This is a genomic window from Pseudomonas sp. SDO5215_S409, assembly GCF_054071325.1.
In genome coordinates, this window is the sequence record NZ_JBSVWN010000016.1 from 60,290 (window position 1) to 82,147 (window position 21,858).

Annotated in this window: 18 protein-coding genes and 2 pseudogenes; 6 read left to right on the top strand and 14 right to left on the bottom strand. The window is 63.6% G+C overall.

Going from position 1 to position 21,858, the window contains the following annotated elements; all coding sequences use genetic code 11:
- Positions 1–103: 103 nt before the first annotated feature.
- Positions 104–301, top strand: a pseudogene (locus tag ACW9H9_RS11145) (type II toxin-antitoxin system HicB family antitoxin); the annotation flags it as partial.
- 61 nt (positions 302–362) lie between these two features.
- On the opposite strand, the gene ACW9H9_RS11150 reads toward ACW9H9_RS11145, so the two are convergent.
- From ACW9H9_RS11150 to fmdA, 7 genes are all read right to left on the bottom strand, one after another.
- Positions 363–1,535: an MFS transporter gene (locus ACW9H9_RS11150; protein WP_457343207.1), complete on the bottom strand. Its 1,173-nt coding sequence runs from the start codon at positions 1,533–1,535 to the stop codon at positions 363–365.
- A gap of 73 nt (positions 1,536–1,608) precedes the next feature.
- Entirely contained in the window at positions 1,609–2,964 is a 1,356-nt protein-coding gene (locus tag ACW9H9_RS11155; RefSeq protein WP_457343208.1) for an MATE family efflux transporter, read from the bottom strand.
- A gap of 8 nt (positions 2,965–2,972) precedes the next feature.
- Positions 2,973–3,554, bottom strand: coding sequence for a DUF2239 family protein (locus ACW9H9_RS11160; protein ID WP_457343209.1), 582 nt, complete (start codon positions 3,552–3,554; stop codon positions 2,973–2,975).
- A 66-nt stretch (positions 3,555–3,620) separates the two neighbouring features.
- Positions 3,621–4,577 carry an AAA family ATPase gene (locus tag ACW9H9_RS11165; protein ID WP_457343210.1) on the bottom strand — a complete coding sequence of 319 codons (957 nt, stop codon included), beginning with the start codon at positions 4,575–4,577 and terminating at the stop codon, positions 3,621–3,623.
- 270 nt (positions 4,578–4,847) lie between these two features.
- Positions 4,848–5,891, bottom strand: coding sequence for an aliphatic amidase (locus ACW9H9_RS11170; RefSeq protein ID WP_457343211.1), 1,044 nt, complete (start codon positions 5,889–5,891; stop codon positions 4,848–4,850).
- Positions 5,892–5,907: 16 nt separating this feature from the next.
- Positions 5,908–6,255: an FmdB family zinc ribbon protein gene (locus ACW9H9_RS11175; protein WP_457343212.1), complete on the bottom strand. Its 348-nt coding sequence runs from the start codon at positions 6,253–6,255 to the stop codon at positions 5,908–5,910.
- A 2-nt stretch (positions 6,256–6,257) separates the two neighbouring features.
- Complete coding sequence (gene fmdA, locus ACW9H9_RS11180) at positions 6,258–7,487, bottom strand: formamidase (protein WP_457343213.1); 1,230 nt, start codon at positions 7,485–7,487, stop codon at positions 6,258–6,260.
- 259 nt (positions 7,488–7,746) lie between these two features.
- Here fmdA and ACW9H9_RS11185 point away from each other — a divergent pair.
- A pseudogene (locus ACW9H9_RS11185) lies at positions 7,747–8,235 on the top strand (MCP four helix bundle domain-containing protein); the annotation flags it as partial.
- Positions 8,236–8,655: 420 nt separating this feature from the next.
- Positions 8,656–9,363 carry a methyl-accepting chemotaxis protein gene (locus ACW9H9_RS11190; protein WP_457343241.1) on the top strand — a complete coding sequence of 236 codons (708 nt, stop codon included), beginning with the start codon at positions 8,656–8,658 and terminating at the stop codon, positions 9,361–9,363.
- Between the two features lie 77 nt (positions 9,364–9,440).
- Here the strand turns inward: ACW9H9_RS11190 and ACW9H9_RS11195 are convergent, their stop codons facing one another.
- Positions 9,441–10,919 (bottom strand): amidase, encoded by a 1,479-nt coding sequence (locus ACW9H9_RS11195; RefSeq protein ID WP_457343214.1) that lies wholly within the window; start codon positions 10,917–10,919, stop codon positions 9,441–9,443.
- A 22-nt stretch (positions 10,920–10,941) separates the two neighbouring features.
- Complete coding sequence (locus ACW9H9_RS11200) at positions 10,942–11,364, bottom strand: cupin domain-containing protein (RefSeq protein ID WP_457343215.1); 423 nt, start codon at positions 11,362–11,364, stop codon at positions 10,942–10,944.
- A gap of 164 nt (positions 11,365–11,528) precedes the next feature.
- Between ACW9H9_RS11200 and ACW9H9_RS11205 the strand changes: the two genes are divergently transcribed.
- Positions 11,529–12,551, top strand: a complete 1,023-nt coding sequence (locus ACW9H9_RS11205) for a D-cysteine desulfhydrase family protein (RefSeq protein ID WP_457343216.1) — start codon at positions 11,529–11,531, stop codon at positions 12,549–12,551.
- On the opposite strand, the gene urtE is transcribed toward ACW9H9_RS11205, so the two are convergent.
- The 5 genes from urtE to urtA form a co-directional block, all read right to left on the bottom strand.
- Positions 12,552–13,241, bottom strand: coding sequence for an urea ABC transporter ATP-binding subunit UrtE (gene urtE, locus ACW9H9_RS11210; protein WP_457343217.1), 690 nt, complete (start codon positions 13,239–13,241; stop codon positions 12,552–12,554). It lies immediately after the preceding gene.
- A 10-nt stretch (positions 13,242–13,251) separates the two neighbouring features.
- Positions 13,252–14,010, bottom strand: a complete 759-nt coding sequence (gene urtD, locus ACW9H9_RS11215; RefSeq protein ID WP_457343218.1) for an urea ABC transporter ATP-binding protein UrtD — start codon at positions 14,008–14,010, stop codon at positions 13,252–13,254.
- Complete coding sequence (urtC, locus tag ACW9H9_RS11220; protein WP_457343219.1) at positions 14,007–15,167, bottom strand: urea ABC transporter permease subunit UrtC; 1,161 nt, start codon at positions 15,165–15,167, stop codon at positions 14,007–14,009. Before urtC ends, urtD begins: the two co-directional genes overlap by 4 nt.
- A gap of 10 nt (positions 15,168–15,177) precedes the next feature.
- On the bottom strand, positions 15,178–16,095 hold the full coding sequence (gene urtB / locus ACW9H9_RS11225; protein ID WP_457343220.1) for an urea ABC transporter permease subunit UrtB: 918 nt from the start codon (positions 16,093–16,095) through the stop codon (positions 15,178–15,180).
- A 112-nt stretch (positions 16,096–16,207) separates the two neighbouring features.
- On the bottom strand, positions 16,208–17,443 hold the full coding sequence (urtA, locus tag ACW9H9_RS11230; protein ID WP_457343221.1) for an urea ABC transporter substrate-binding protein: 1,236 nt from the start codon (positions 17,441–17,443) through the stop codon (positions 16,208–16,210).
- 339 nt (positions 17,444–17,782) lie between these two features.
- Here urtA and ACW9H9_RS11235 point away from each other — a divergent pair, with 339 nt between their 5' ends.
- Positions 17,783–21,169 carry an ATP-binding protein gene (locus tag ACW9H9_RS11235; protein ID WP_457343222.1) on the top strand — a complete coding sequence of 1,129 codons (3,387 nt, stop codon included), beginning with the start codon at positions 17,783–17,785 and terminating at the stop codon, positions 21,167–21,169.
- A complete protein-coding gene (locus tag ACW9H9_RS11240; protein WP_457343223.1) occupies positions 21,144–21,842 on the top strand; it encodes a response regulator in 699 nt (232 codons plus the stop codon). Before ACW9H9_RS11235 ends, ACW9H9_RS11240 begins: the two co-directional genes overlap by 26 nt.
- Positions 21,843–21,858 lie beyond the last annotated feature (16 nt).

Here is a 21,858-nt window from a genome sequence, read left to right on the forward strand (position 1 = left end):
TCCTACGAAAAAACAGCACGCATCCGATATTGATTACGCCGCGCGCGCCCTAAGTTGCCCAGCGCAGTCTCAACAAAACGTTGAAACGAGGAGAACGGCAACGATGAAAGACTTTTTGAAATACAGAGGTCACACCGGCTCAATCGACGTCAGCCCTGAAGACGATTGCCTGTTTGGCAAACTTCTGTTTATCAAGGCGTTGGTCAGCTACGAGGGGGGCACAATCAGTGAACTGGAGCGCGCTTTTAAAAACGCCGTGGATGATTACCTCAACACGCAACAAGCACCCCAGGTATCGCCATCCTTCACGCGCACCCACCAGCCCTGAAAGGTGCGCTATCTCAAAGATCCCCGGCCAGCAGCTACCCCAACCGCCGATAACCCAACACCGCCGCCCACAGCACCACCGCCCCTGCCCCCAGCGCCACCCAGAACCCGCTCGGGGCGCCGAAATGGTCGATCATCCAGCCAGAGCTGGCGGCACCGATGGCCACGCCGATGCTCAGGCCGGTGATCAGCCAGGTCATGCCTTCGGTCAGGCGGCTGGGCGGGACGATGCGCTCGACCAGGGCCATGGACACGATCAGGGTCGGGGCAAAGAACAGCCCGGAGACGAACACCGCCGCCGCCAACCCGGGAATGTGGGTCACCAGCAACAGCGGCAAGGTGGTCAGGGCCGTGGCAATGCCACAGAACAGAAATTGCCGGGGCAGCGGCAGCGACAGCTTGAGCGCGCCAAACGCCAGGCCCGCCAGGCAGGAGCCGATGGCGTACACCGACAGCACGATACTGGCCGCCGCCGGTTGCCCCTGATGCTGGGCGAAGGCGACGCTGACCACATCGACCACGCCGACGATCACGCCCATGGCCATCAGCAAGAGCATCAAGACCGCCACCGACGGCGAGGCGATCAGCCAGCGCCCGTGATGCGCCTGGTAGGCGTGCACGGTGGGTTCGGTATGGCGCTGCAACACAAAGCGGGTCAAGCCCACCGCCAGCAGTACCGCCGCCACCAGCGGCCCGGCTTCCGGAAACAATGCCACGCTCAGGCCCACCGAGACGGGCGGGCCGACGATAAAGCACAGCTCGTCGATCACCGACTCCAGCGCAAACGCGGTTTGCAGCCTGGGCTGGCCGCGGTACAGCTCGGTCCAGCGCGCCCGCACCATGGCAGACATGTTGGGAATGCACCCGGCCAGCGCGGCGAACACAAACAACGTCCAGTTTGGCGCCTGCAAGCGGGTGCACAGCAATAACATCAACAGCGCACCGCCGCCGATGGAAGCGGCAATGGGCAGCACGCGGCCCTGGCCATAACGGTCTACCAGGCGTGCGACCTGCGGTGCACAAAACGCCATGGCCAAGGCGAATGTCGCCGCCACGGCGCCCGCCAGGCCGTAGCCGCCGTGCACTTGGGACAACATGGTGATCACGCCGATGCCCGTCATGGACACCGGCATGCGGGCGACCATGCCCGCCAGTACAAAAGCACGAGTGCCAGGTGCCTGGAACAACTCGGCGTAGGGATTTGCCATTGTGTTAACGCCCTTTGTGTCTCAGTGGCTGCTCAAGGCAACAGCCACCCTCCTTGATGTGGGCAACCTTTTATCACACCAGGCGCTTGATCTGCTTGTGCCGCCACACCTGCCGGTAATACACGACCTGCGACACCAGCATCGCCAGGTACGTCACCGGAAACGACATCCACACACCTTCCAGGCCAAACCTTGCGTTAAGCAGATAGGCCGACGGCATTTGCACAAAGACCATGCACAAAATGGCGATGACCACCGGCATCAACACCACGCCGCTGGCGCGCATGATCCCGCCCACCACGGCCTGGAACCCATACACCAGCACGCTCCACAGCAGGATGTACAACAAGCGTTCGGCCTTGATCAGCGCCTCGGGGTCGATGATGAACAGCCCCAGCAGCCAGTGCGATAACCCGTAGCCCAACACGATCAGGCCACCGGTCAGCCACAGGTTGATCAACAGGCCCGTGCGCAGGATCGACCCGATACGCTCCACGCGCCCGGCGCCGATGGCCTGCGCCCCCAGGATCGAGGCCGTGATGGCAATCGACATGGCCGGAAACTGCACATAGTTGGCCAGTTGCGTCACCGCCCCGTAGGCGGCCGTCGCCTGGGAACCGTGGCTGTTGACCAGGGCCAGTATCACCAGCTCAGACAACGACAACACCACCATCTGCAGGCCGGTGGGCAGGCCGATGCGCAGGATCTTGCCCAGGATCGCCGGGTTCAGGCGCAAGGCGGCCAACAACTCGCGGTCGGGGGCCATCACGTGTTTTTTGTGGCGCAGGCGCAGCACCAGAAACAGCATCGCCACGGCGTTACTGACCAGCCCGGCATACACCCCACTTTCAATGCCCATGGGCGCAAGCCCCAGCCAACCGCGGATCAGCGCGGGGGTCAGCAACAGCCCCACCAACGTCGAAACCATCAGCGCCAGCAGCGGCGACACGGTGTCACTCACGCCGCGCAGCAACTGGGTGTACAGAATGAACACCAGCAGCAGCGGCATGATCATCATCAGCCCCGAGGCATAGCCCACGGCGGCGTCCAGCACGTCCAGCGGCGTGCCCAAACCGATCAGCGCCTGGCGTGCGAACAGGCTACCGAGCACCGCCGCGGCCACGCCGACCAACGCCCCCAGGGTAAGGGTAGAACCGGTAATGACCTTGACCATGCCCAGTTCCCGCGCGCCCCAGGCTTGCCCGATCAGCACCGAGGCGCCCGCCCCCAGGCCGATCACCAGGGCCACGAAGAAAAACACGATGGGAAACATCCCCGACACGGCCGCCAGCGCCTGGGTGCCGAGCAATTGCCCCACGTAGATCCCGTTGAGCGTGCCGGAAAACGTCTGCAGGAAATTGGACAGCACCATCGGTGCCAAAAAAATCAGGTAAACCTGCCACAACGGTCGTTGCTTGATCACATCCATGAGCGCTCTCAGTGCAATGGGGCGGTAAAGGCGTTGCGCGCCAGCCAAGCCAGGTACGTCTGTACGTCAACCGGCCATTGCGCGATCACGTGGGAAAACCCGGCGCTGTCATCGGCAAACAAGCTCCGCGAGGCCTCCTCGAAACCCGGCAGGTCGCCGCCGATGGCACTCATGAAACGGTAGCTGGCTTCCTTGGCCTGGCGCAGGGCGTCCCGTTCGGCATGGGCGCTGCGGGCTTCGTCCACCAGCCGACGTAACGCCGCCGAAGCGCCGCCACGCTGCTGCGCCAGCCATTCCCAATGCCTGGGCAGCAACGTGACTTCGCGCGCGACCACGCCCAGCTTTGGGCGGCCTACGGTGGGAGACGATGGCGATTGGGTATCAGTCACCTCAGGCACAGGCAGCGCCGGTGCATAACCGGCTGGCCAAGGGTAATCGACCTGGGCGCCGCTGGTGTCATCAAACACCAGCACCGCCCCCACCGGCCGATCGAGGCTTGCCAGGATCCGGGCCACCTCATCATAGGAACCGGTGGCCACGCGTTGGTGGCCGAAAAACGCGGTGCAACGGGGAGCGAGCTGAAGACTCATGATTTTATACCCGGGTGTTATTTGTTTTACCCGGGCATATTAGCGGTTAATGTGGTTTGCGCAAGGCTAATCTGCGGACACCCGCAACTCGCCCTCACGCACCGTCGCCCGCAGGCCGCCCGGCGCCGGGTCTTGCAGCAGGCAGTCGGCAATCGCCGGTTCAAGCTCCACCCGCAGACGCCGGCCCAAGGCCCGAGCGCCAAACCGCGCATCGTGCTGGCGACACAACCAACTGCGCGCTGCGGTATCGAGCGTCAACGAGCGATGCTGCACGGCCAGGCGGGCGTTGAGTTTGGCCAGCTCGACCTCCAGCAGCGCCTGCAGCCACTGTTGGTCGATGGGCTCGAACATCAGAATCCGGTCGATACGGTTGAGAAACTCCGGCTCGAAGTGACGGTGCAAGGCTTCCTCCAACACACTGGCTTCCCGGCGCACCCAGCCGCGCACCAGCCGACGCCAACCCTGGGTAAACCGCTGGCGGTGTTGCCGCGCCTGCTGCGCGCCAATGTTGCTGGTCATGAAGATCAGGCTGTTGCGAAAGTCCAGCGTGCGGCTGCCGCCAGCCAGCGTCAGCTGACCGTTTTCAAGGATGCCCAACAGGCTGCGCACCACCTCCTGGCTGGCTTTTTCCAACTCATCGAACAGTACAATCCCCGGTCGGCTGTAAGTGCCCTGGATCAACTCGCTGTTGAACAGGCTGATGCCTTCCTTACTGCCCACATACCCCGGCGGCGCACCCGTCAGCGCGGCGGCGTAATGCTCCTGGGCCAGGGTGTGCATGTCGATACGGCAAAACGCATCGGCACGCCCATGCAGGGCCTGCGCGAGCAAACGCACCACCTCCGTCTTGCCCACCCCGGTGGGGCCCATGAACAAATTGACACTCAACGGCCGGTCGCGCTCGCCGATATCGGCCTTGACCACCTTGAGCAAGGCACTCACCTGCGCCAAGGCCGCCTCCTGACCCACAATACGGCTGCGCAACAACGCCATGACCTGAGCCGGTTCAAAGGTGAAACGCATGCACGACCTCACTGCCAGCCAGTTAAAGAAAAACCACCTCAGCACACATCGCAAGCCGCCCAGGCAGCCTCGACCACCTGCTCTTGATCTTGATCTGCTTTTGATCTGGCTTTTGATCTAAAGCGCCCCGTTAAACCACGCTGGCCGTAGGCCAGCGAGGTGCCGAGTGGTGGGGCGAAGCGCTTTTGGTTACTTTTGGCGCTCCTCCAAAAGTGACCCGCCGTAAGGGCGGAACCACCAGCGGCCGTTACCCAAATACCAGACACCCCACTAACCCGCCGTCTTCTCGATCCCCCCATGGGGCAACTGCCCAACCGGACACTGCGCCACCCCCACCGTCCCCCGCGTAAAACCCTCAACATTTTCCTGAGCCTTCTGCGCATCCAGCACCCACGTGCGGTAAAACTCAAACGGGCAATCCGCCACACCTTTATCCCCATCCCCCGACGCATGCACCCCCGTATAACCGCGGTGCAACAGCTTGAACAAATGGTTCTGCGACTGATCATTACTACGCGCATCGCGGATCTGCGACACCGACAACTGCGCGTACTGAATACCCATCTCCTCTTCGCCACACTCACCCAACGTGCGCCCATCAAAACCAATGATCGCCGAGTGCCCGAAGTACGAATACACCCCGTCAAACCCCGCCGCGTTGGCCACGGCCACATAACAGTTGTTGGCCCACGCCATGCTCTTGGACATCTGCACCTGCTGCTCCTTGGCCGGGTACATGTAGCCCTGGCAACGCACGATCAGTTCGGCGCCTTTCATCGCGCAGTCGCGCCAGATCTCCGGGTAGTTGCCGTCATCGCAGATGATCAGGCTCACCTTCATGCCCTTGGGCCCCTCGCACACGTAAGTGCGGTCGCCGGGATACCAGCCTTCGATCGGGCACCACGGAATGCACTTGCGGTAACGCTGCACAATCTCGCCCAGGTGATTGATCAGCACCAGCGTGTTGTATGGCGCCTTGTGCGGGTGGTCTTCATGCCGCTCGCCGGTCAGGGAAAACACGCCCCAGGTGTTGGCCTGGCGGCACGCGGCCGAGAAAATCGCCGTCTCTTCGCCGGGGATGCTCGCGGCGGTCGCCATCATTTCGTCGTGGTCGTACATGATCCCCATGGTGCTGTATTCGGGGAACACCACCAGGTCCATGCCAGGCAGGCCCTGTTTCATGCCGATGATGATCTCGGCGATTTTCTTTGCGTTATCGATAACCTCGGCCTTGCTGTGCAGGCGCGGCATCTTGTAGTTCACGACAGCAACGCCCACCGTGTCCGGGCTGCTGGAAATGTCGCCATGGCGCATCGCATCGCTCCTTCATTCAGTGACTGATCATCCAGGGCCGTGGCCCGGTGCGGGTCTTGAGCCCTAACGGGTTGGCCTTTGTCGGCACCACCGCCTGGCGGGTGCCGCAACAGCTGCAACCGGCCGGGTGGCCGCGGGCCGCCTTGTATTGATCGACGGTTTGCGGCGCGTGGGCACTGCGCTCGTTACCGGCGATGGCGTTGCGCTGGCTGGCAGACAACACGCTCAAGGCGGGCGCCGACACCAGCAGTTGCCCGCCGGTGGCCGCGCAATACGGGCACTGGCTGGGTTCGTGGCGTTGGGCGATGGGCCGCAGCATCGTGAAGCTGCCACAGCACGAGCAGGCATATTCGTAGGTCGGCATGGTTACAGGTCCGGGGCGATGGGCAGGTCGATGCTGCCGTCCAGGTGCTTGATGGGGCCGCTGGCGCTGGGGTTGATGTCGAAGTCGAAAATCTCGGTGGGCAGCCACAACGTGGCGCAGGCGTTGGGGATGTCGACCACGCCGCTGATATGGCCCTGCACCGGCGCGGAGCCCAGCAACGCATAACCCTGGGCCGGCGAGTAGCCGAACTTGGTCAGGTAGGTGATCGCATTGAGGCACGCCTGGCGGTAGGCGACGTTGACGTCCAGGTAGTGCTGCTGGCCCTGCTCGTCCACCGAAATGCCTTCAAAGATCAGGTAGTTCTTGTAGTTGGGCGTGATCGGGCTTGGCTTGAACACCGGGTTCTTGATGCCGTACTTGGCCATGCCGCCCTTGATCAGCTCGACTTTCATGTGCACCCAGCCGGCCATTTCGATGGCGCCGCAAAAGGTGATCTCGCCGTCGCCCTGGCTGAAGTGCAGGTCCCCTACCGACAACCCAGCGCCGTTGACGTACACCGGGAAAAAAATCTTCGAGCCACGGGACAAGTCCTTGATGTCGCAGTTACCCCCATGCTCACGCGGCGGCACGGTACGCGCGCCGGTGGCAGCCGCGGCGTCGCGCGCCGCGCCCTTGAGCTTGCCCATGTGTGCGGTGGCGGCCAACGGCGGGTTGGCCAGCGGCGGGACACGGGTGGGCTGGGTGTCGATCAGTTCCTGTTCGCGACGGTTCCACGCGGCGAGCATCACCGGGTCCGGCAGGCAGCCGATCAGGCCCGGGTGGATCAGGCCTGCAAAATTCACCCCGGGGATGTGCCGGGAGCTGGTGAACATGCCCTTGAAATCCCAGATGGCTTTTTGTGCGCTGGGGAAATGGTCGGTGAGAAAACCGCCGCCGTTGTTGCGCGAAAAGAACCCGTTGAAGCCCCACTGCGATTCGGCCTTGGCGCCGATGTCCAACAGGTCCACCACCAGCAAGTCACCGGGTTCGGCGCCCTGCACACCCACGGGGCCGGACAGGTAGTGCACAGTGGACAGGTCCACGTCGCGCACATCGCTGGCGTCGTCGTTGTTTTTGATGGCGCCCGCGGTCCAGTCGTAGGTTTCCAGGATGAAGTCATCGCCGGGCTTGACCCAGCACGCCATCGGAATGTCCGGGTGCCAGCGGTTGTGGATGTTTTCGTTCTCGGTGACGGGCTGGTTAAGGTCGACTTTGATCAGCGTTTCGGTCATGGACGGGCTCCTGGACGGATGGCGTGTGGCGTTCGATCCAGTCTCGCGGTGCCTGGGGTTATCGGGAAATACGTTGGATGACGTATGACAAAACGGCGCCTGGCGGCGATGTATCAATTTCGTCGATAAGGATCCAATGTTTACTGATTGGACGCCGATCAGGTTGACGTTTAGATTGCTCAGCGAAGATAGCTTTTAGCCATCACCTGTCACCCTCTCAATCATCGAGCTTTCCATGAAAAAACCTGTCTCGTTAGCGATGCGCATCGGCCTGGGCTTTGCGTCCACCCTGTCGTTGCTGGTCCTGGTGACCGCCGTCGGCATGCAACGCGTGGGTTTTATCGACAACACCCTGCAAGGTGTGGCCGAGAAAGCCGCCGTGGTGCAACGTTACGCCATCAATTTCCGTGGCAGCGTGCACAACCGGGCGATTGCGATCAGGGATGCGGTGCTGGTCAAGGATGAGCAGGCCCTCACACAACACCTGAACGAAATCGATCAACTCAAGCGCGACTACCAGGACTCCGCCCAGCGCCTGGACAGCCTGTTCACCCGCACGGTGCCGAGCGCCGATGAAGCGCGCCTGCTGGCCGCCATCAAGGACATCGAGGTCACCACCCTGGCCTCCAGCGAACAGGTGATCGGCCTGCGTCGCGGCGGTGATATTGCCGGTGCCCAAACCCAGCTGCTGGCGCAAACCTCGGCCGATTACTCCGAATGGCTCAAGCGGGTCAACGCCCTGATCGACCTGGAAGAAGCCAACATCCACCAGCAACTGGACACGGTGCAAGGCGCTGCCAGCCAGTTCGCCGTGTTGATGCTGGTGGCCAGTGCCATCGCCATTGCGCTGAGCATCCTGGTGTCGGTGCTGATCATCCGCAAGGTCAAGGCCACGCTGGGCGCCGAGCCAGAAGAAGTCGCCGAGGCCATCCGCCGCCTGGCCGATGGCGAGTTGAACCAGGTGATTGAAACCCGCCACCCCGAGAGCGTCATGGGCATCCTCAAAAGTGCCCTGGCACGCTTGGGCACCACCATTGCCGACGTGCGCTCGGCGGCGCAGGCGCTGCGTGAGTCGTCGGTGACGCTGCTGGGCGTGTCCAGCGACAACCGCCAGCAAATCACCCTGCAAACCAGCGAAGCCGAACACGTGGCCGCCGCCATCACGCAAATGGCCGCGTCGGTGAGCGAGGTGTCGGGGTATGCCTCGGCGGCCGCCAAGGCGACCCTCCTGGCAGACGCCGAAGTGGACAGCGGCCACCGCCTGGTGGGCCAGGTGAGCGATGCCATCGAGGAGCTGGCGAACATTCTCGACCAGGCCACCGACCGCGTGAAGCAGGTGTCCAACGACAGCGAAAGCATCGAGACGGTGATCGAGGTGATCAACGCCATCGCCGCCCAGACCAACCTGCTGGCGCTGAACGCGGCGATCGAGGCGGCGCGAGCGGGCGAACACGGGCGCGGTTTTGCGGTGGTGGCCGATGAAGTGCGCTCGCTGGCGACCCGCACACAGGAGTCCACCCAGGAGATCCGCGACATGATCGGCAAACTGCAAAACGGCACCCAACACGCCGCCGACATCATGCAGCGCAGCCGTGACCTGGCGCAGACCACCGTGACCCAGACCCGCGACTCGCAAGTGGCCTTGGGCAAGATCAGCGAAGAAGTCGGCGCGATCAACACCATGAACGCGCAAATCGCCAGCGCCTCGGTGCAGCAAAGCGCGGCGGCCGAAGAGGTGGCGCAAAACGTCACCCGCATCCACAGCTCCACCGTGCAGTCGGCGCAAGGCTCTCAAGTGGTGGAAAGCGCCAACCAGGAACTGGCCCAACTGGCCGACCGGCTCAGCACCCAGGTCGCGTTCTTTCACGTGGCCTGAGCCTAGACCCGCTCCTCACCGCCCGGTGGGAGCGGGCTTGGCGCCATTAAGTCACCCGCAGGCAGGCCTGTCGCACCTCAGGCAAGCGCAGGCGGGACCTGGAAACCGCCCATGACCGGTGCCAGGCACTCGGCGAATTTAATGGTGGTGCGATCGTCATACGGCGCGCCGAGGATCTGGATGTTCACCGGCAACCCCTGCGGGGTCAGGCCAATGGGTGCGCAGGTGGCGGGCAGGCCCAGCAGCGTGGCCGGGGCGATCCATTTGTAGAGGTCGGCGTAGTGCCGCTTTTTGCCTTCCACGGTGAGGCTGCGCAGGCTGATGACCCGGGACTGGTCGTGGGCAAACGCGGTGGTGAACACCGGCGGCGTGAGGATCACATCAAAGCGTGCAAAGCTTTTGAGAAAGGTTTCGCGCAGGTGCAGCCCCTGCTCGTGGGCGTCCAGCCAATCGGCGTGGCTCATGCCACTGCCTTTGTAGAACTGGTCACCGTGCTGCGGCAGGTCCATCCACTTGGACAAGCCCTTGAGCAGCGGCGCCATCAGCCCCATGAATCGCCGCGCGGTACGCGACAGGCTCACCCCCAGCGCCGCCCCCAGCTGCACGCTGTAGGCCGAAAAAATCCGTTCCAGCGCAAGATCGCTCGGGGCACCCTGCACCACCTGCGCGCCGGCCGCTTCCAGGTTTACCCGCAGTTGGCGGTAGAGTTCGGCCATGTCCGCGTCGATGGGCGCGTCGGCGTCTTCGGTCCATAGCAGCACCCTGAAGTCCTTCAAGGCCTGGCAACGCGGCGCGGGCAATTGCAGTGCCCAGCCGGGCTGCATCGACGGCGACGGCGCCGCCACCACGTCCAGCAGCAATTGCAGGTCGCACGCGGTGCGGGCCAGCGGCCCGATGACGTTCAGGTGCCCCTCGTCCAACTGCCCCGGCGGGCCGGGAATGTGCCCGCGTTGCGAAACCAGGCCCTGGGTCGGCTTGTGCCCGTACACCCCGCAAAAATGCGCAGGCGTGCGAATGGAGCCAGCGATGTCACTGCCCAGCTCCAGCGCGGTGAACCCCGCCGCCAACGCCACCGCCGCGCCACCGGACGAACCGCCGGGGGTCAAGGCGTGGTTCCAGGGGTTGTGGGTGGTGCCAAACAACGCGTTGTAGGTCTGGATATCGCCCGCCATGCACGGCACGTTGGTCTTGGCGAACACGATCGCCCCGGCGTCTTCCAGGCGCTTGACCGCCACGGCCGACTGCGCCGGGCGGTAATCCTGCAGCGCCGGTGACCCGGCCGTGCAGGGCAGCCCGAGCACTTCAAAGGTGTCCTTGATGGTCATGGGCAACCCGTGCAGCGGCCCCAGCGCCAACCCGTTGCGCACGGCCGTGTCGGCCAGGTCGGCCTTGAGCCGCGCCTGCTCCAGGTTCATCGTGACCACGGCGTTGAGCGCAGGGTTGAGCGCTTCAACGCGGGCAATACAGCTTTCCAGCAACGCCCGGCTGCTCAAGCGGCCGGCGGCAATGTCGGCCAGCAGCTCGGTGGCGCTGCGGTAGGTGTTTTCTGGGGTCATGGGGGTTCCCGGGTGTCAGGGCTTAAGCGGTGTGCAGCGTGTCCAGATGCGGCATCAGCATCACACTTTCCTGCTCGTTGGGATCGGAACGGGCCACCAGCACCGACACCGGCGTGTCGGTGTTGTTGTAGGGCTGGTGGGGCATGCCCGCCGGAATGTAGAAAAAGTCCCCGGGGTGGATGACTTCATGGCTTTCCAGCTGTTGGCCGTACCACACGCTCGACACCCCGGTGAGTGCATAAATCGCCGTTTCATGGCCTTCATGCATGTGGGTCTTGGCGCGTGCGCCCGGCGGGATGGTGACGATTTGCAGGTTGATGCCCTGGGCACCCACGGTTTCGGCACTGATGCCCACTTCGTTGTGCAGGCCTTGCTTGCCCACCACGGAGGATTGGGCGCGCAGCAGGCGGCAGGTGGCGGACGGCTTCTGGTCGGATTGGCTCATCAGGACTTCTCGGTGTGATTTTTTTAGAAAACACCTCAACCCGGTTATTTATTCCCCCGGCGGGATTATTAACCTCAGGTTATATAATTTAAAACATGCACGACATTTATTAACCGAGGCTTTGCTTATAGAGTCCCGTGAACTCCCCGCCTTGAGGTTTGCCCATGTCCCTGCACACTGCCCTCGCCCCGTTCGCCCGCGTCGACCTGCTGGACGGCCCCACCCCGCTGCACCGCGCCACCCGTCTTGAACAGGCGCTGGGCCTGCAAGGTATCGGCCTGTACCTCAAGCGTGACGACCATACCCCGCTCGGCGGTGGCGGCAACAAGTTGCGCAAACTGGAGTTCCTGCTGGGCACGGCGCTGGGCAGTGGCGTTGATACCGTCATCACCATCGGCGGCGTGCAATCGAACCACGCCCGCTTGACCGCCGCCGCGTGCGCGCGCCTGGGACTGGCCTGCGAACTGGTGTTGGGGCGTGCCGTGGACAAGTCCGGCACCGATTACGACCTGAACGGCAACGTGCTGCTCGACCAGTTGTTTGGCGCACGGCTGGAGGTGCTGGACAAGGGCGTCGACACCCTCGCCCATGCCCAAGCCCGTGCCAGCCAGTTGCGTGCCAGCGGGCACACGGTGCTGGTATTGCCCACCGGCGGCTCCACCCCGTTGGGCAGCCTGGGTTATGCCCGGTGCGCGGCCGAAATCATCGAGCAAGAACAGCGCCTTGGCCTGACCTTCAAACAGGTGATGGTGCCCAATGGCAGCGCCGGCACCCATGCCGGGCTGGCCGCAGGCTTTGCGGTGGCAGGGCGCGGGGCGGCCACGGTCAAGTCATGGTCGGTGCTGGCCGACGAAGCAGCCTCCCGGGCCCGGACACTGCAACTGACCCAGGACGCCCTTGCCCTGCTCGGCCACACCGCGCCCCTCGCGGCGGCCGATCTGCAGATCGACGGCAGCCAGTTGGGTGACGGTTACGGCCTGCCGACCCCGGCGATGCAGGACGCCGTGCGCCTGCTGGCCCGCACCGAAGGCCTGCTGGTAGACCCGGTGTATTCGGGCAAGGCCCTCGCCGGGCTGATCGCCGACCTCAAGCGCGGCCTTTATACCGCCGGTGACAACCTGCTGTTCATCATGACCGGCGGCACCCCGGGGCTGTATGCCTACCGCGACACGTTCCAGACCCCGTGATTACACCGACAGGTAACGGCTGATGGTCGCCTCGTCCACCCGGTCGCGGGTTTCTTCGATCACGAAGCGACCCTTTTCGATCACCAGGAAGCGGTCGGCGATCTCCAGGGTGAACGACAGCACCTGCTCGGACACCACGATGGTCAGGTCGCGCAGGGTGCGGATCTCTTTGAGCGTACGGGCGATGTCCTTGATGATCGACGGCTGGATGCCTTCGGTGGGCTCGTCCAGCAACAGCACCTTGGGGTTGGTCGCCAAGGCGCGGGCGATCGCCAGTTGCTGTTGCTGGCCGCCGGACAGGTTGCCGCCCTTGCGCGAGCGCATGTCGTGCAGCACCGGGAACAACGCGTAGAGGTCTTCGGGCACCTTGCCCCTGGCCGACGCAGGCAGGCCGGTCTGGATGTTTTCCAGCACGCTCATGCCGGGGAAAATCATGCGGCCCTGGGGCACGTAGGCGATGCCCCGCGCCACGCGCTCATGGGTGTCCAGTGCGGACACATCGTGCCCGTCCACGCTGACCTGGCCGGACCACTGCGGCAACACGCCCATCAGGCTCTTGAACAGCGTGGTCTTGCCCATGCCGTTGCGGCCCATCACCGCGACGATTTCGCGCTTGTCCACCTTCAGCGCCAGGTCGTGAAGGATCTGGCTCTGCCCGTAGCCGCACGACAGGTTGTCGATCTTGAACATGCCGAACTCCTCAGTGGCCCAAATACACTTCAATGACTTTCGGGTTGCTTTGCACCGCTCCCATGCTGCCTTCGGCAAGCACCTTGCCCTGGTGCAGCACGGTGACTTTGTGCGCGATGCTTTTGACAAATTCCATGTCGTGCTCGATCACCAGCACCGAACGGCCCTGGCTGATGCGGTTGAGTAACTGCGCGGTCTGCGCACGTTCGTTGACGCTCATGCCAGCCACCGGCTCGTCGAGCATCAGCAAGTCCGGGTTTTGCATCAGCAGCATGCCGATCTCCAACCATTGTTTTTGCCCGTGGGACAGCAGGTCGGCCTGCAGGTGCAGCAACTCGCCCAGGAAGATTTCATGGGCCACCTCCTCGACCCGCTCGATCACCTTGGCGGTGCGCTTGAAAAACAGCGCGCCCCAGACCTTGCGGCCCGCCGGGTAGGACATCTCGAGGTTTTCAAACACCGTGAGGTTTTCATAGATCGACGGGTTCTGGAATTTGCGCCCTACCCCGGCCCGCACGATGTTGTATTCGCGCATCTTGGTCAGTTCCTGACCGTCAAACTGGATGCTGCCGCTGGTGGCGCGGGTCTTGCCGCAAATCAGGTCGAGCACCGTGGTTTTGCCGGCGCCATTGGGGCCGATCACCACGCGCACTTCGTTGCGGTCGATGTACAGGTTGAGGTTATCGACCGCCTTGAAGCCGTCGAACGACACGGTGAGGCCTTCGATGGCCAGCACCGGTTTTTTCATTTCAAAGCCCACGGCAGTCATGGTTGTGTCTCCAGAATCTTGGCTGGGGTTGCAGGCACGGCCGCTGGCGCGTCCACGTTGGCCGACGGGGTACGGCGCAGCGCCTTGGCCAGCGCCTGGCGCCCGTGGCTGTCCCACAAACCGGCCAGGCCGTTGGGGAAGTACATGACCACCACAATGAACAGGCCGCCCATCAGGAACAGCCACAAATCGGGAAACGCCTCGGAAAAGTACGTCTTGCCGAAGTTCACCAGCAACGCGCCGCAGACCGCGCCGATCAGCGACATGCGCCCGCCCACCGCCGCGAAGATCACCATTTCGATCGACGGCACGATGCCCACAAACGACGGTGACATGAAGCCCACCTGCAAGGCAAACATCGCCCCGCCAATGGCCGAGAATGCCGCAGCCACGCAAAACACGAAGATCTTGAAGCTGGCCACGTCATAGCCCGAAAAACGCACCCGCTCTTCTTTGTCGCGCATCGCCATCAGCAACCGGCCCAGCTTGGACGCCAGGATAAAGCGGCCCATAAAGATGCAGCCAAACAACAGGCCCGCGTTGACGAAGTACAGGATGAACTTGGCGCTGTCTTCGCGCAGGTCCCAGCCCAGCAGGGTCTTGAGGTCGGTGATGCCGTTGACGCCCCCCGTCAGGCCTTGCTGCCCCACGATCAAGACGGTGAGGATCAGCGCAATGGCCTGGGTCACGATGGAAAAATACACATCGCCCACGCGCCGCTTGAACAGCGCCATGCCCACGATGAACGCCAGTACCACCGGCACCGCGACCACTGCGATCAGGGTAAAGGTCAGGCTGTGAAACGGCTGCCACAACAGGGGCAGTTCGGTGATCTGGTTCCAGTCCATGAAGTCGGGGATGCCTGGCGTGGTCTGGATCTTGGTGCTGACCGGGTCCGAGGCCTCGAGCTTGAGGAACATGGCCATGCAGTAGCCGCCCACGCCAAAAAACACGCCCTGGCCCAGGCTCAGGATGCCGCCATAGCCCCAGCACAGCACCAGGCCCACCGCCACAAACGCGTAGGTCAGGTACTTACCCACCAGGTTCAGGCGAAACGCGTCCAGGGTCAGCGGAAACACCACAAAAATCAGCAACGCCAACAGCGCGATGCCCACCAGGTTTTGCTGGCCGCCCAGCAGTTTGTCCAACGCTTTCATCGGCTCGCCCCTATTTGCGCACTTTGATGGAGAACAGCCCTTGCGGGCGCATCATCAGGATCAGAATCACCGACGACAGCGTCAGCACCTTGGCCATCGAGCCACTCAGGAAAAACTCCGAAAGCGACTGGGTCTGGGCAATCACAAAAGCCGACGCAATGGTGCCGAACAGGCTTTGCGCGCCGCCGAACACCACCACCAAAAAGGTGTCGACGATGTACTGCGAACCCGCCGTGGGCCCGGTGGAGCCGATGGTGGTGAACGCCGCACCGGCCACACCGGCCACGCCGCAGCCCAGGGCGAAGGTCATGCGGTCGACCTTGCGCGTGTTGATGCCCACGGCGCGGCTCATGATGCGGTTTTGCACGGTGGCGCGAACCTGCAGGCCCCAGCGCGAGCGGTAAAGCATCATGAAGATGGCGCCAGTGAGCAGCACGGTCAGGCCCATCACGAACAGGCCGTTGCGCGGGATCTCGATGGCATCGGTGAGGTTCACCGAACCCATCAGCCAGGCCGGCGGCTCGGCGCTGACTTCACGGGCGCCAAACACCGAGCGGAACGTTTGCTGCATCACCAGGGACAAGCCCCAGGTGGCAAGCAGCGTGTCCAGCGGGCGCTTGTAGAGCCGGCTGATCATCGCCCACTCCACCACCCAGCCAATGGCGCCCGCCACCAGAAAAGACAAGGCAATCGCGAAGAAAAAATAGTACGGCTGGAACCCCGGCGCAAAATGCGCGGTGAGGCTCGAGCAGACATACGTGGTATAGGCGCCAATGGTCAGGAACTCGCCATGCGCCATGTTGATCACGCCCATCTGGCCAAAAATGATTGCCAGTCCCAATGCCATCAACAGCAGCACGCAGAACACGGACAAGCCGTTGAACCCCTGCATCGCCGCGATGGCTCCAAATTCCGATAGCCATTCCATGATGATGGTCTCCTGAGAGCGGGAGGATGGTTAGAAAAAAATGAGGTGTACTTGTGCTTGAGGAGGGAGCGGCACGCCGCCCCCCACCCTTTGGATCAGGGCCGCTTCACAATCACTGGTAGCCCTTGGGGAACGGGTTCGGTTCGATCAGATCCGACTCGTAGATCACCTTGAACTGGCCGTTGGGCTGCACTTCGCCGATGCGCGACTTGCTCCACAGGTGATGGTTTTCGTGGATCTTCACGTAGCCTTCCGGCGCGGTGGACAGCTCGATGCCTGGGGAGGCCGCGACCACTTTGTCCACGTCAAAGCTGCCGGCTTTTTCCACCGCCGCTTTCCACAGCCAAGGGCCCAGGTAAGCCGCCTGCGTCACGTCGCCGATCACCGCGTCCTTGCCGTACTTGGCCTTGAAGGCTTCGACGAAGGCTTTGTTGTTGGGGTTGTCCAGGCTCTGGAAGTACTTCATCGAGGCATAGAAACCGGCCATGTTTTCGCCGCCGATGCCGAGCAGTTCGTCTTCGGTCACCGATAGGGTCAGCAGGGTCTGCTTGGCCGCGTTCACGCCCGCTGCGTTGAGCTGCTTGTAGAACGCCACGTTGGAGCCGCCCACCACCGCCGCGAGCACCACGTCAGGCTTTTTCAGCTTGACCTTGTTGATCAGCGAGCCGAACTGGGTGTTGCCCAGCGGGTAGTAGTCTTCGCCGACCACGGTGCCGTGCAGCACGTTTTCAATGTGCTTGCGGGCGATCTTCATCGAGGTGCGCGGCCAGATGTAGTCCGAGCCCACCAGGTAGAAGGTCTTGGCGCCTTTGGTCTTGGCGATCCAGTCCAGGCTGGCGAGGATTTGCTGGGTGGCTTCCTGGCCGGTGTAGATCACGTTTTTCGACTGTTCCAGGCCTTCGTAGAAGGTCGGGTAGTAGAGCAGGCCGTTTTCTTTTTCGAAGATCGGCAGCACGGCTTTGCGCGACGCCGAGGTCCAGCAGCCGAACACCGCTGCCACCTTGTCGTTCACCAGCAGCTTCTTGGCTTTTTCGGCGAAGGTCGGCCAGTCGGAGGCGCCGTCTTCCTGGATCACCTTGATCTGGCGACCGAGGATGCCGCCCGAGGCGTTGATCTGCTCGATGGCCAGGCGTTCGGCCTGGATCGAACCGGTTTCGGAAATGGCCATGGTGCCCGTGGCCGAATGCAGCTGGCCCACGGTGACTTCGGTCGGCGTCACGGCCAGCCCGTCGTTATCGGCCATCACGCCCTGGCTGAACACACTGGCCGCCAGCAACGACAAGGCCGCGGCGCCCAATGCCAGACGACGGGGCAAAAACGGTTTGGAGCGGTTCACTTGTGGTTCCATCAGGGAGCCTCCTGTGCAATGAGGGCTCCAGCATGGCGGCAGGTGGCCACGGCGGGTATACGCAGCCTGACGTAACCGCCTACGTCATTTGACGTATGCCCAAACGCACCCATTGAGTGCACCCGCGCCGGGCAGGCCTGCCCCGCGCTGGGGCGTAAAGCGGCCCCGGGCCAGAGCGCCAGGGGCTTGCACGCCAGTCTGCGCACTTGTGGGGGCCGCTGCGCAGCCCGGTGCGCGGCAAGCCCGCTCGGCGCCGCCGCCTTTTGCGCAGCGTGAGGCGGCGGGCGCGAGGCATGAAACTTGCTGCACACACATTGACCACTTCCAGGGCCTCCTACCGTGCACCCGACTCCCGGCACCCAGCGCATCGTCAAGATCCGTCGCGACTACAACACCTGGGTCGCCGACGAGACGATGGAAGACTACGCCCTGCGCTACACGCCCAAGTCGTTTCGCAAGTGGTCGGAGCTGCGCATCGCCAACACCGCCCTGGGCGCGGTGTCGTTTCTGGCGCTGGAGGCCATCGGCGGCGTGCTGGCGCTCAGTTACGGGTTCACCAACACGTTCTGGGCGATCCTGGCCATCAGCCTGGTGATCTTTCTCACCGGCCTGCCCATCAGCTACTACGCGGCCCGCTATGGCGTGGACATGGACCTGCTGACCCGCGGCGCAGGCTTTGGCTACATCGGTTCCACCATCACCTCGCTGATCTACGCCAGCTTCACCTTTCTGTTCTTCGCGCTGGAAGCGGCGATCATGGCCCTGGCCCTGGAGCTGTACTTTCACATCCCGCTAGCCATCGCCTATGTGATCTGCTCGTTGCTGGTGATCCCGCTGGTGGCCTATGGCGTGACCTGGATCAGCCGCCTGCAACTGTGGACCCAACCCGTGTGGATCCTGTTGCTGGTGCTGCCTTACGGGTTTGTGTGGTGGAAAAACCCCGCTGCGTTCAGCGACTGGACCAGCTTTGTCGGGCGCAGCAGCGACGGCGGCGGCTTTAACCTGCTGTCGTTTTGCGCCGCCTGCACCGTGGCGCTGGCGCTGGTCACGCAAATTGGCGAGCAGGTGGACTACCTGCGCTTTCTGCCGGAAAAAACCCCGCGCAACCGCAAACGCTGGTGGGCCGCCCTGCTCGGCGCCGGGCCCGGCTGGATCCTGCCGGGGGCGCTGAAGATGTTTGCCGGGGCGTTCCTGGCGTTTCTGGCGCTGCAACATGAAGTGCCCATGGAGCGCGCAGCCGAGCCGACGCAGATGTACCTGGTCGCCTTTGGCTATGTGTTTTCGTCCCCCGAATGGGCACTGGGGGCCATGGTGCTGTTCGTGTTCATCTCGCAAATGAAGATCAACCTGACCAACGCCTACGCAGGCTCCCTGGCCTGGTCGAACTTCTTTGCCCGCGTGACCCACAGCCACCCCGGCCGCGTGGTGTGGCTGGTGTTCAACGTCGCCATCGCCCTGACGCTGATGGAGCTTGGGGTGTTCGATGTGATCGAACAGGTGCTGGGGCTCTATGCCAACATCGCGATTGCCTGGATCGGCACGCTGGTGGCGGACCTGGTGATCAACAAGCCGCTGGGCCTGTCGCCCAAGCACATCGAGTTCAAGCGCGCGCACCTCTACGACATCAACCCGGTGGGGGTCGGCGCCATGTTGGTGGCCTCGCTGGTGTCGATCCTTGCGCACTTCGGCCTGTTCGGCGCCCTGGCGCAGGCGGCGCCGCCGTTTGTCGCGCTGGGCACCGCGCTGGTCATGGCGCCGCTGTGGGCCTGGCTGACCCGCGGCCGCTATTACATCGCACGCACCAGCCAAGCGCAGCTGATTCACCCGCACCCGGCCACCGGGCTGGTGATTTGCGGGCTGTGCAGCAACCCGTTCGAGACGGCGGACATGGCGTTCTGCCCGGCCTACAGCACGCCCATCTGCTCGCTCTGCTGCTCGTTGGACGCGCGCTGCGGCGACCGGTGCAAACCCCATGCGCGCCTGGCCAGCCAGTTTGAAAGCGTGCTGCGCTGGTTGCTGCCCAACACACTCATGCCGCGCCTGCACACCCGGCTGGCCCATTACCTGGGCCTGTTGCTGGTGTTGGTGCTGATGCTGGCCGGGGCCCTGGCGCTGATTTACGTGCAGGCGGCCCAGGGCCTGCCGCACTCGCAGGCCTTGTACCAGGCGTTTTTCAAAGCGTTCCTGGCCCTGTCGGTACTGGCCGCCGTACTGGCCTGGTGGGTGGTGCTCACCCGCGAAAGCCGCCGGGTGGCGCAGGAGGAGTCCGACCGGCAAACCTCACTATTGATGCAGGAAATCGAAGCCCACAACCTCACCGACCAGGCGCTGCAACAGGCCAAGGAAGCCTCGGAAGCGGCGAACGCGGCCAAGAGTCGCTACGTCACCGGGCTGTCCCATGAACTGCGCACGCCGCTCAACAGCATCCTGGGCTTCACCCAGATCCTACAGCGCGACGCCAACATGCCCGAGCAGCACCAAGACGCGCTGGCCACTATCCTGCGCAGCGGTTCGCACCTGGTGTCGTTGATCGACGGCTTGCTGGATGTGGCCAAGATCGAAGCGGGCAAGCTGCGCCTGGAGCCCGTCGAAATCCCCTTCCCCGAACTGCTCCACGACCTGGAGCAGATGTTCACCCCACAAGCCCGGGACAAAGGCCTGCGCTTTCGACTGGACTGCCGGGGCAAGATCCCGGCGGTGGTGCGCGGCGACGAGAAACGCGTGCGCCAGATCCTGATCAACCTGCTGGGCAACGCGGTGAACTTCACCGACAGCGGCGAGGTGTGCCTGCGGGTCAGCTACATGCGTGAAACGGCCACCTTTGAAATCATCGACACCGGCATTGGCATTGCGCCCGAGCAGATCGAGCGGATTTTCCAGCCGTTCGAGCGCGGCGACCTCACCCGCCAGGACAAAGGCGTGGGCCTGGGCCTGACCATCACGCGCATGCTCACCTCATTAATGGGCGGCGAATTGCGCGTCACCAGCGAGCTGGACCAGGGCACCTGCTTCCAGGTGCGGCTGTTCCTGTCCCAGGTGCGTGCGCCGCAGGCGGTGGTGCACGTGGAGCACGACATCGTCGGCTACCAGGGCGAGCGTCGGCGAATCCTGGTGGTGGACGACCACGTGGACCATCGCAAGGTGCTCAGCGGCATGCTCACGCCGCTGGGTTTTGAAGTGGCCCAGGCCAGCAACGGCCAGGACGCCATTCGCCAGGTGGCGTTGCTGGCGCCGGACTTGATCCTCATGGACTTGTCGATGCCCACGATGGACGGCTGGGAAACCAGCCGCCTGATCCGCCGCAATGCGCTGTCCACCGCGCCGATCATCGTGATCTCGGCCAACGCCTTCACCGACGATCGCGAACGCAGCCTGGCCGCCGCGTGCAACGACTACCTGGCAAAACCGGTGAGCACGCCTGACCTGCTCGGGCGCCTGCAACACCACTTGGGCCTGCAATGGCTGCGCCGCAGCAAGACGTTCACCGCGCCGGTCGCCCAGGCCCGCGTGCTGCCCAGTGCCGAAGACCTGGCGGCGCTGGCCGAGTTGAGCGAGATCGGCTACGTACGCGGCCTGCATGAAAAACTCGACGCCATCGAACAGCAACAGCCCGACACCGCGGCGTTTATCCACTCGATCCGGGCGCTGCTTAAAAGCTATCGCCTGGAAGAACTCAACCGAATCCTCAAGGAGGCCGAACATGAATGCCTTGACCCGCAGCCCTGAACCCGGCGTGGTGCTGATTGTCGACGATACCCCCGACAACCTGGCCATGCTCTCGGACGCCCTGGACGACGCTGGCTACATGGTGCTGGTGGCCCTCGACGGCCTGAGCGCGTTGAACCGCGTGCAGCGCAGGCGCCCGGACCTGATCCTGCTGGACGCCATGATGCCGGGGCTCGACGGCTTCGAAACCTGCCGCAGGCTCAAGGCACAGCCTGCCAGCGCAGACATTCCGGTGGTGTTCATGACCGGGCTGACCGACAGCAAGCACGTGGTGCAGGGGTTTGAAGTGGGCGGCAGCGACTACGTGACCAAGCCCTTGCAGAACGATGAAGTGTTGGCCCGCGTGGCGGCGCACCTGCGCACTTCGCGCATCCTGTCTTCGGCGCGGGCCTCGAGCCAGCCGAGCATCATCACGCTGGACGATGAACCGGCGCATAAGCTGTTGTCGGCCCGGTTCCAACTGACCGAACGCGAGGTCGAAGTGCTGCGCTGGGTGGCGTGTGGCAAGACCAATCGAGACATTGGCGACATTTTGGGGCTCAGCCCCAGAACCGTGAACAAACACCTGGAACACGTGTACATCAAGCTCGGCGTAGAAACCCGCACCGCGGCGACCTCCGTCGCAATGGCCGCCATGAGCCCCACCCGCGCGCCGCACCGGGCCGCCGTGTGAGCGGCGCTGGCGCCCG

Excerpts from the sequence above, each read along its gene's own strand:
- fmdA (WP_457343213.1), bottom strand. The coding sequence starts at position 7,487 with ATGACCGAAACGCTGATCAAAGTCGACCTTAACCAGCCCGTCACCGAG.
- ACW9H9_RS11170 (WP_457343211.1), bottom strand. The coding sequence starts at position 5,891 with ATGCGCCATGGCGACATTTCCAGCAGCCCGGACACGGTGGGCGTTGCT.
- urtB (WP_457343220.1), bottom strand. The coding sequence starts at position 16,095 with ATGGAATGGCTATCGGAATTTGGAGCCATCGCGGCGATGCAGGGGTTC.
- ACW9H9_RS11155 (WP_457343208.1), bottom strand. The coding sequence starts at position 2,964 with ATGGATGTGATCAAGCAACGACCGTTGTGGCAGGTTTACCTGATTTTT.
- ACW9H9_RS11200 (WP_457343215.1), bottom strand. The coding sequence starts at position 11,364 with ATGAGCCAATCCGACCAGAAGCCGTCCGCCACCTGCCGCCTGCTGCGC.
- ACW9H9_RS11160 (WP_457343209.1), bottom strand. The coding sequence starts at position 3,554 with ATGAGTCTTCAGCTCGCTCCCCGTTGCACCGCGTTTTTCGGCCACCAA.
- ACW9H9_RS11205 (WP_457343216.1), top strand. The coding sequence starts at position 11,529 with ATGTCCCTGCACACTGCCCTCGCCCCGTTCGCCCGCGTCGACCTGCTG.
- ACW9H9_RS11165 (WP_457343210.1), bottom strand. The coding sequence starts at position 4,577 with ATGCGTTTCACCTTTGAACCGGCTCAGGTCATGGCGTTGTTGCGCAGC.
- ACW9H9_RS11195 (WP_457343214.1), bottom strand. The coding sequence starts at position 10,919 with ATGACCCCAGAAAACACCTACCGCAGCGCCACCGAGCTGCTGGCCGAC.
- ACW9H9_RS11190 (WP_457343241.1), top strand. The coding sequence starts at position 8,656 with ATGGCCGCGTCGGTGAGCGAGGTGTCGGGGTATGCCTCGGCGGCCGCC.
- urtA (WP_457343221.1), bottom strand. The coding sequence starts at position 17,443 with ATGGAACCACAAGTGAACCGCTCCAAACCGTTTTTGCCCCGTCGTCTG.
- ACW9H9_RS11240 (WP_457343223.1), top strand. The coding sequence starts at position 21,144 with ATGAATGCCTTGACCCGCAGCCCTGAACCCGGCGTGGTGCTGATTGTC.
- ACW9H9_RS11150 (WP_457343207.1), bottom strand. The coding sequence starts at position 1,535 with ATGGCAAATCCCTACGCCGAGTTGTTCCAGGCACCTGGCACTCGTGCT.
- urtC (WP_457343219.1), bottom strand. The coding sequence starts at position 15,167 with ATGAAAGCGTTGGACAAACTGCTGGGCGGCCAGCAAAACCTGGTGGGC.
- ACW9H9_RS11175 (WP_457343212.1), bottom strand. The coding sequence starts at position 6,255 with ATGCCGACCTACGAATATGCCTGCTCGTGCTGTGGCAGCTTCACGATG.
- urtE (WP_457343217.1), bottom strand. The coding sequence starts at position 13,241 with ATGTTCAAGATCGACAACCTGTCGTGCGGCTACGGGCAGAGCCAGATC.
- urtD (WP_457343218.1), bottom strand. The coding sequence starts at position 14,010 with ATGACTGCCGTGGGCTTTGAAATGAAAAAACCGGTGCTGGCCATCGAA.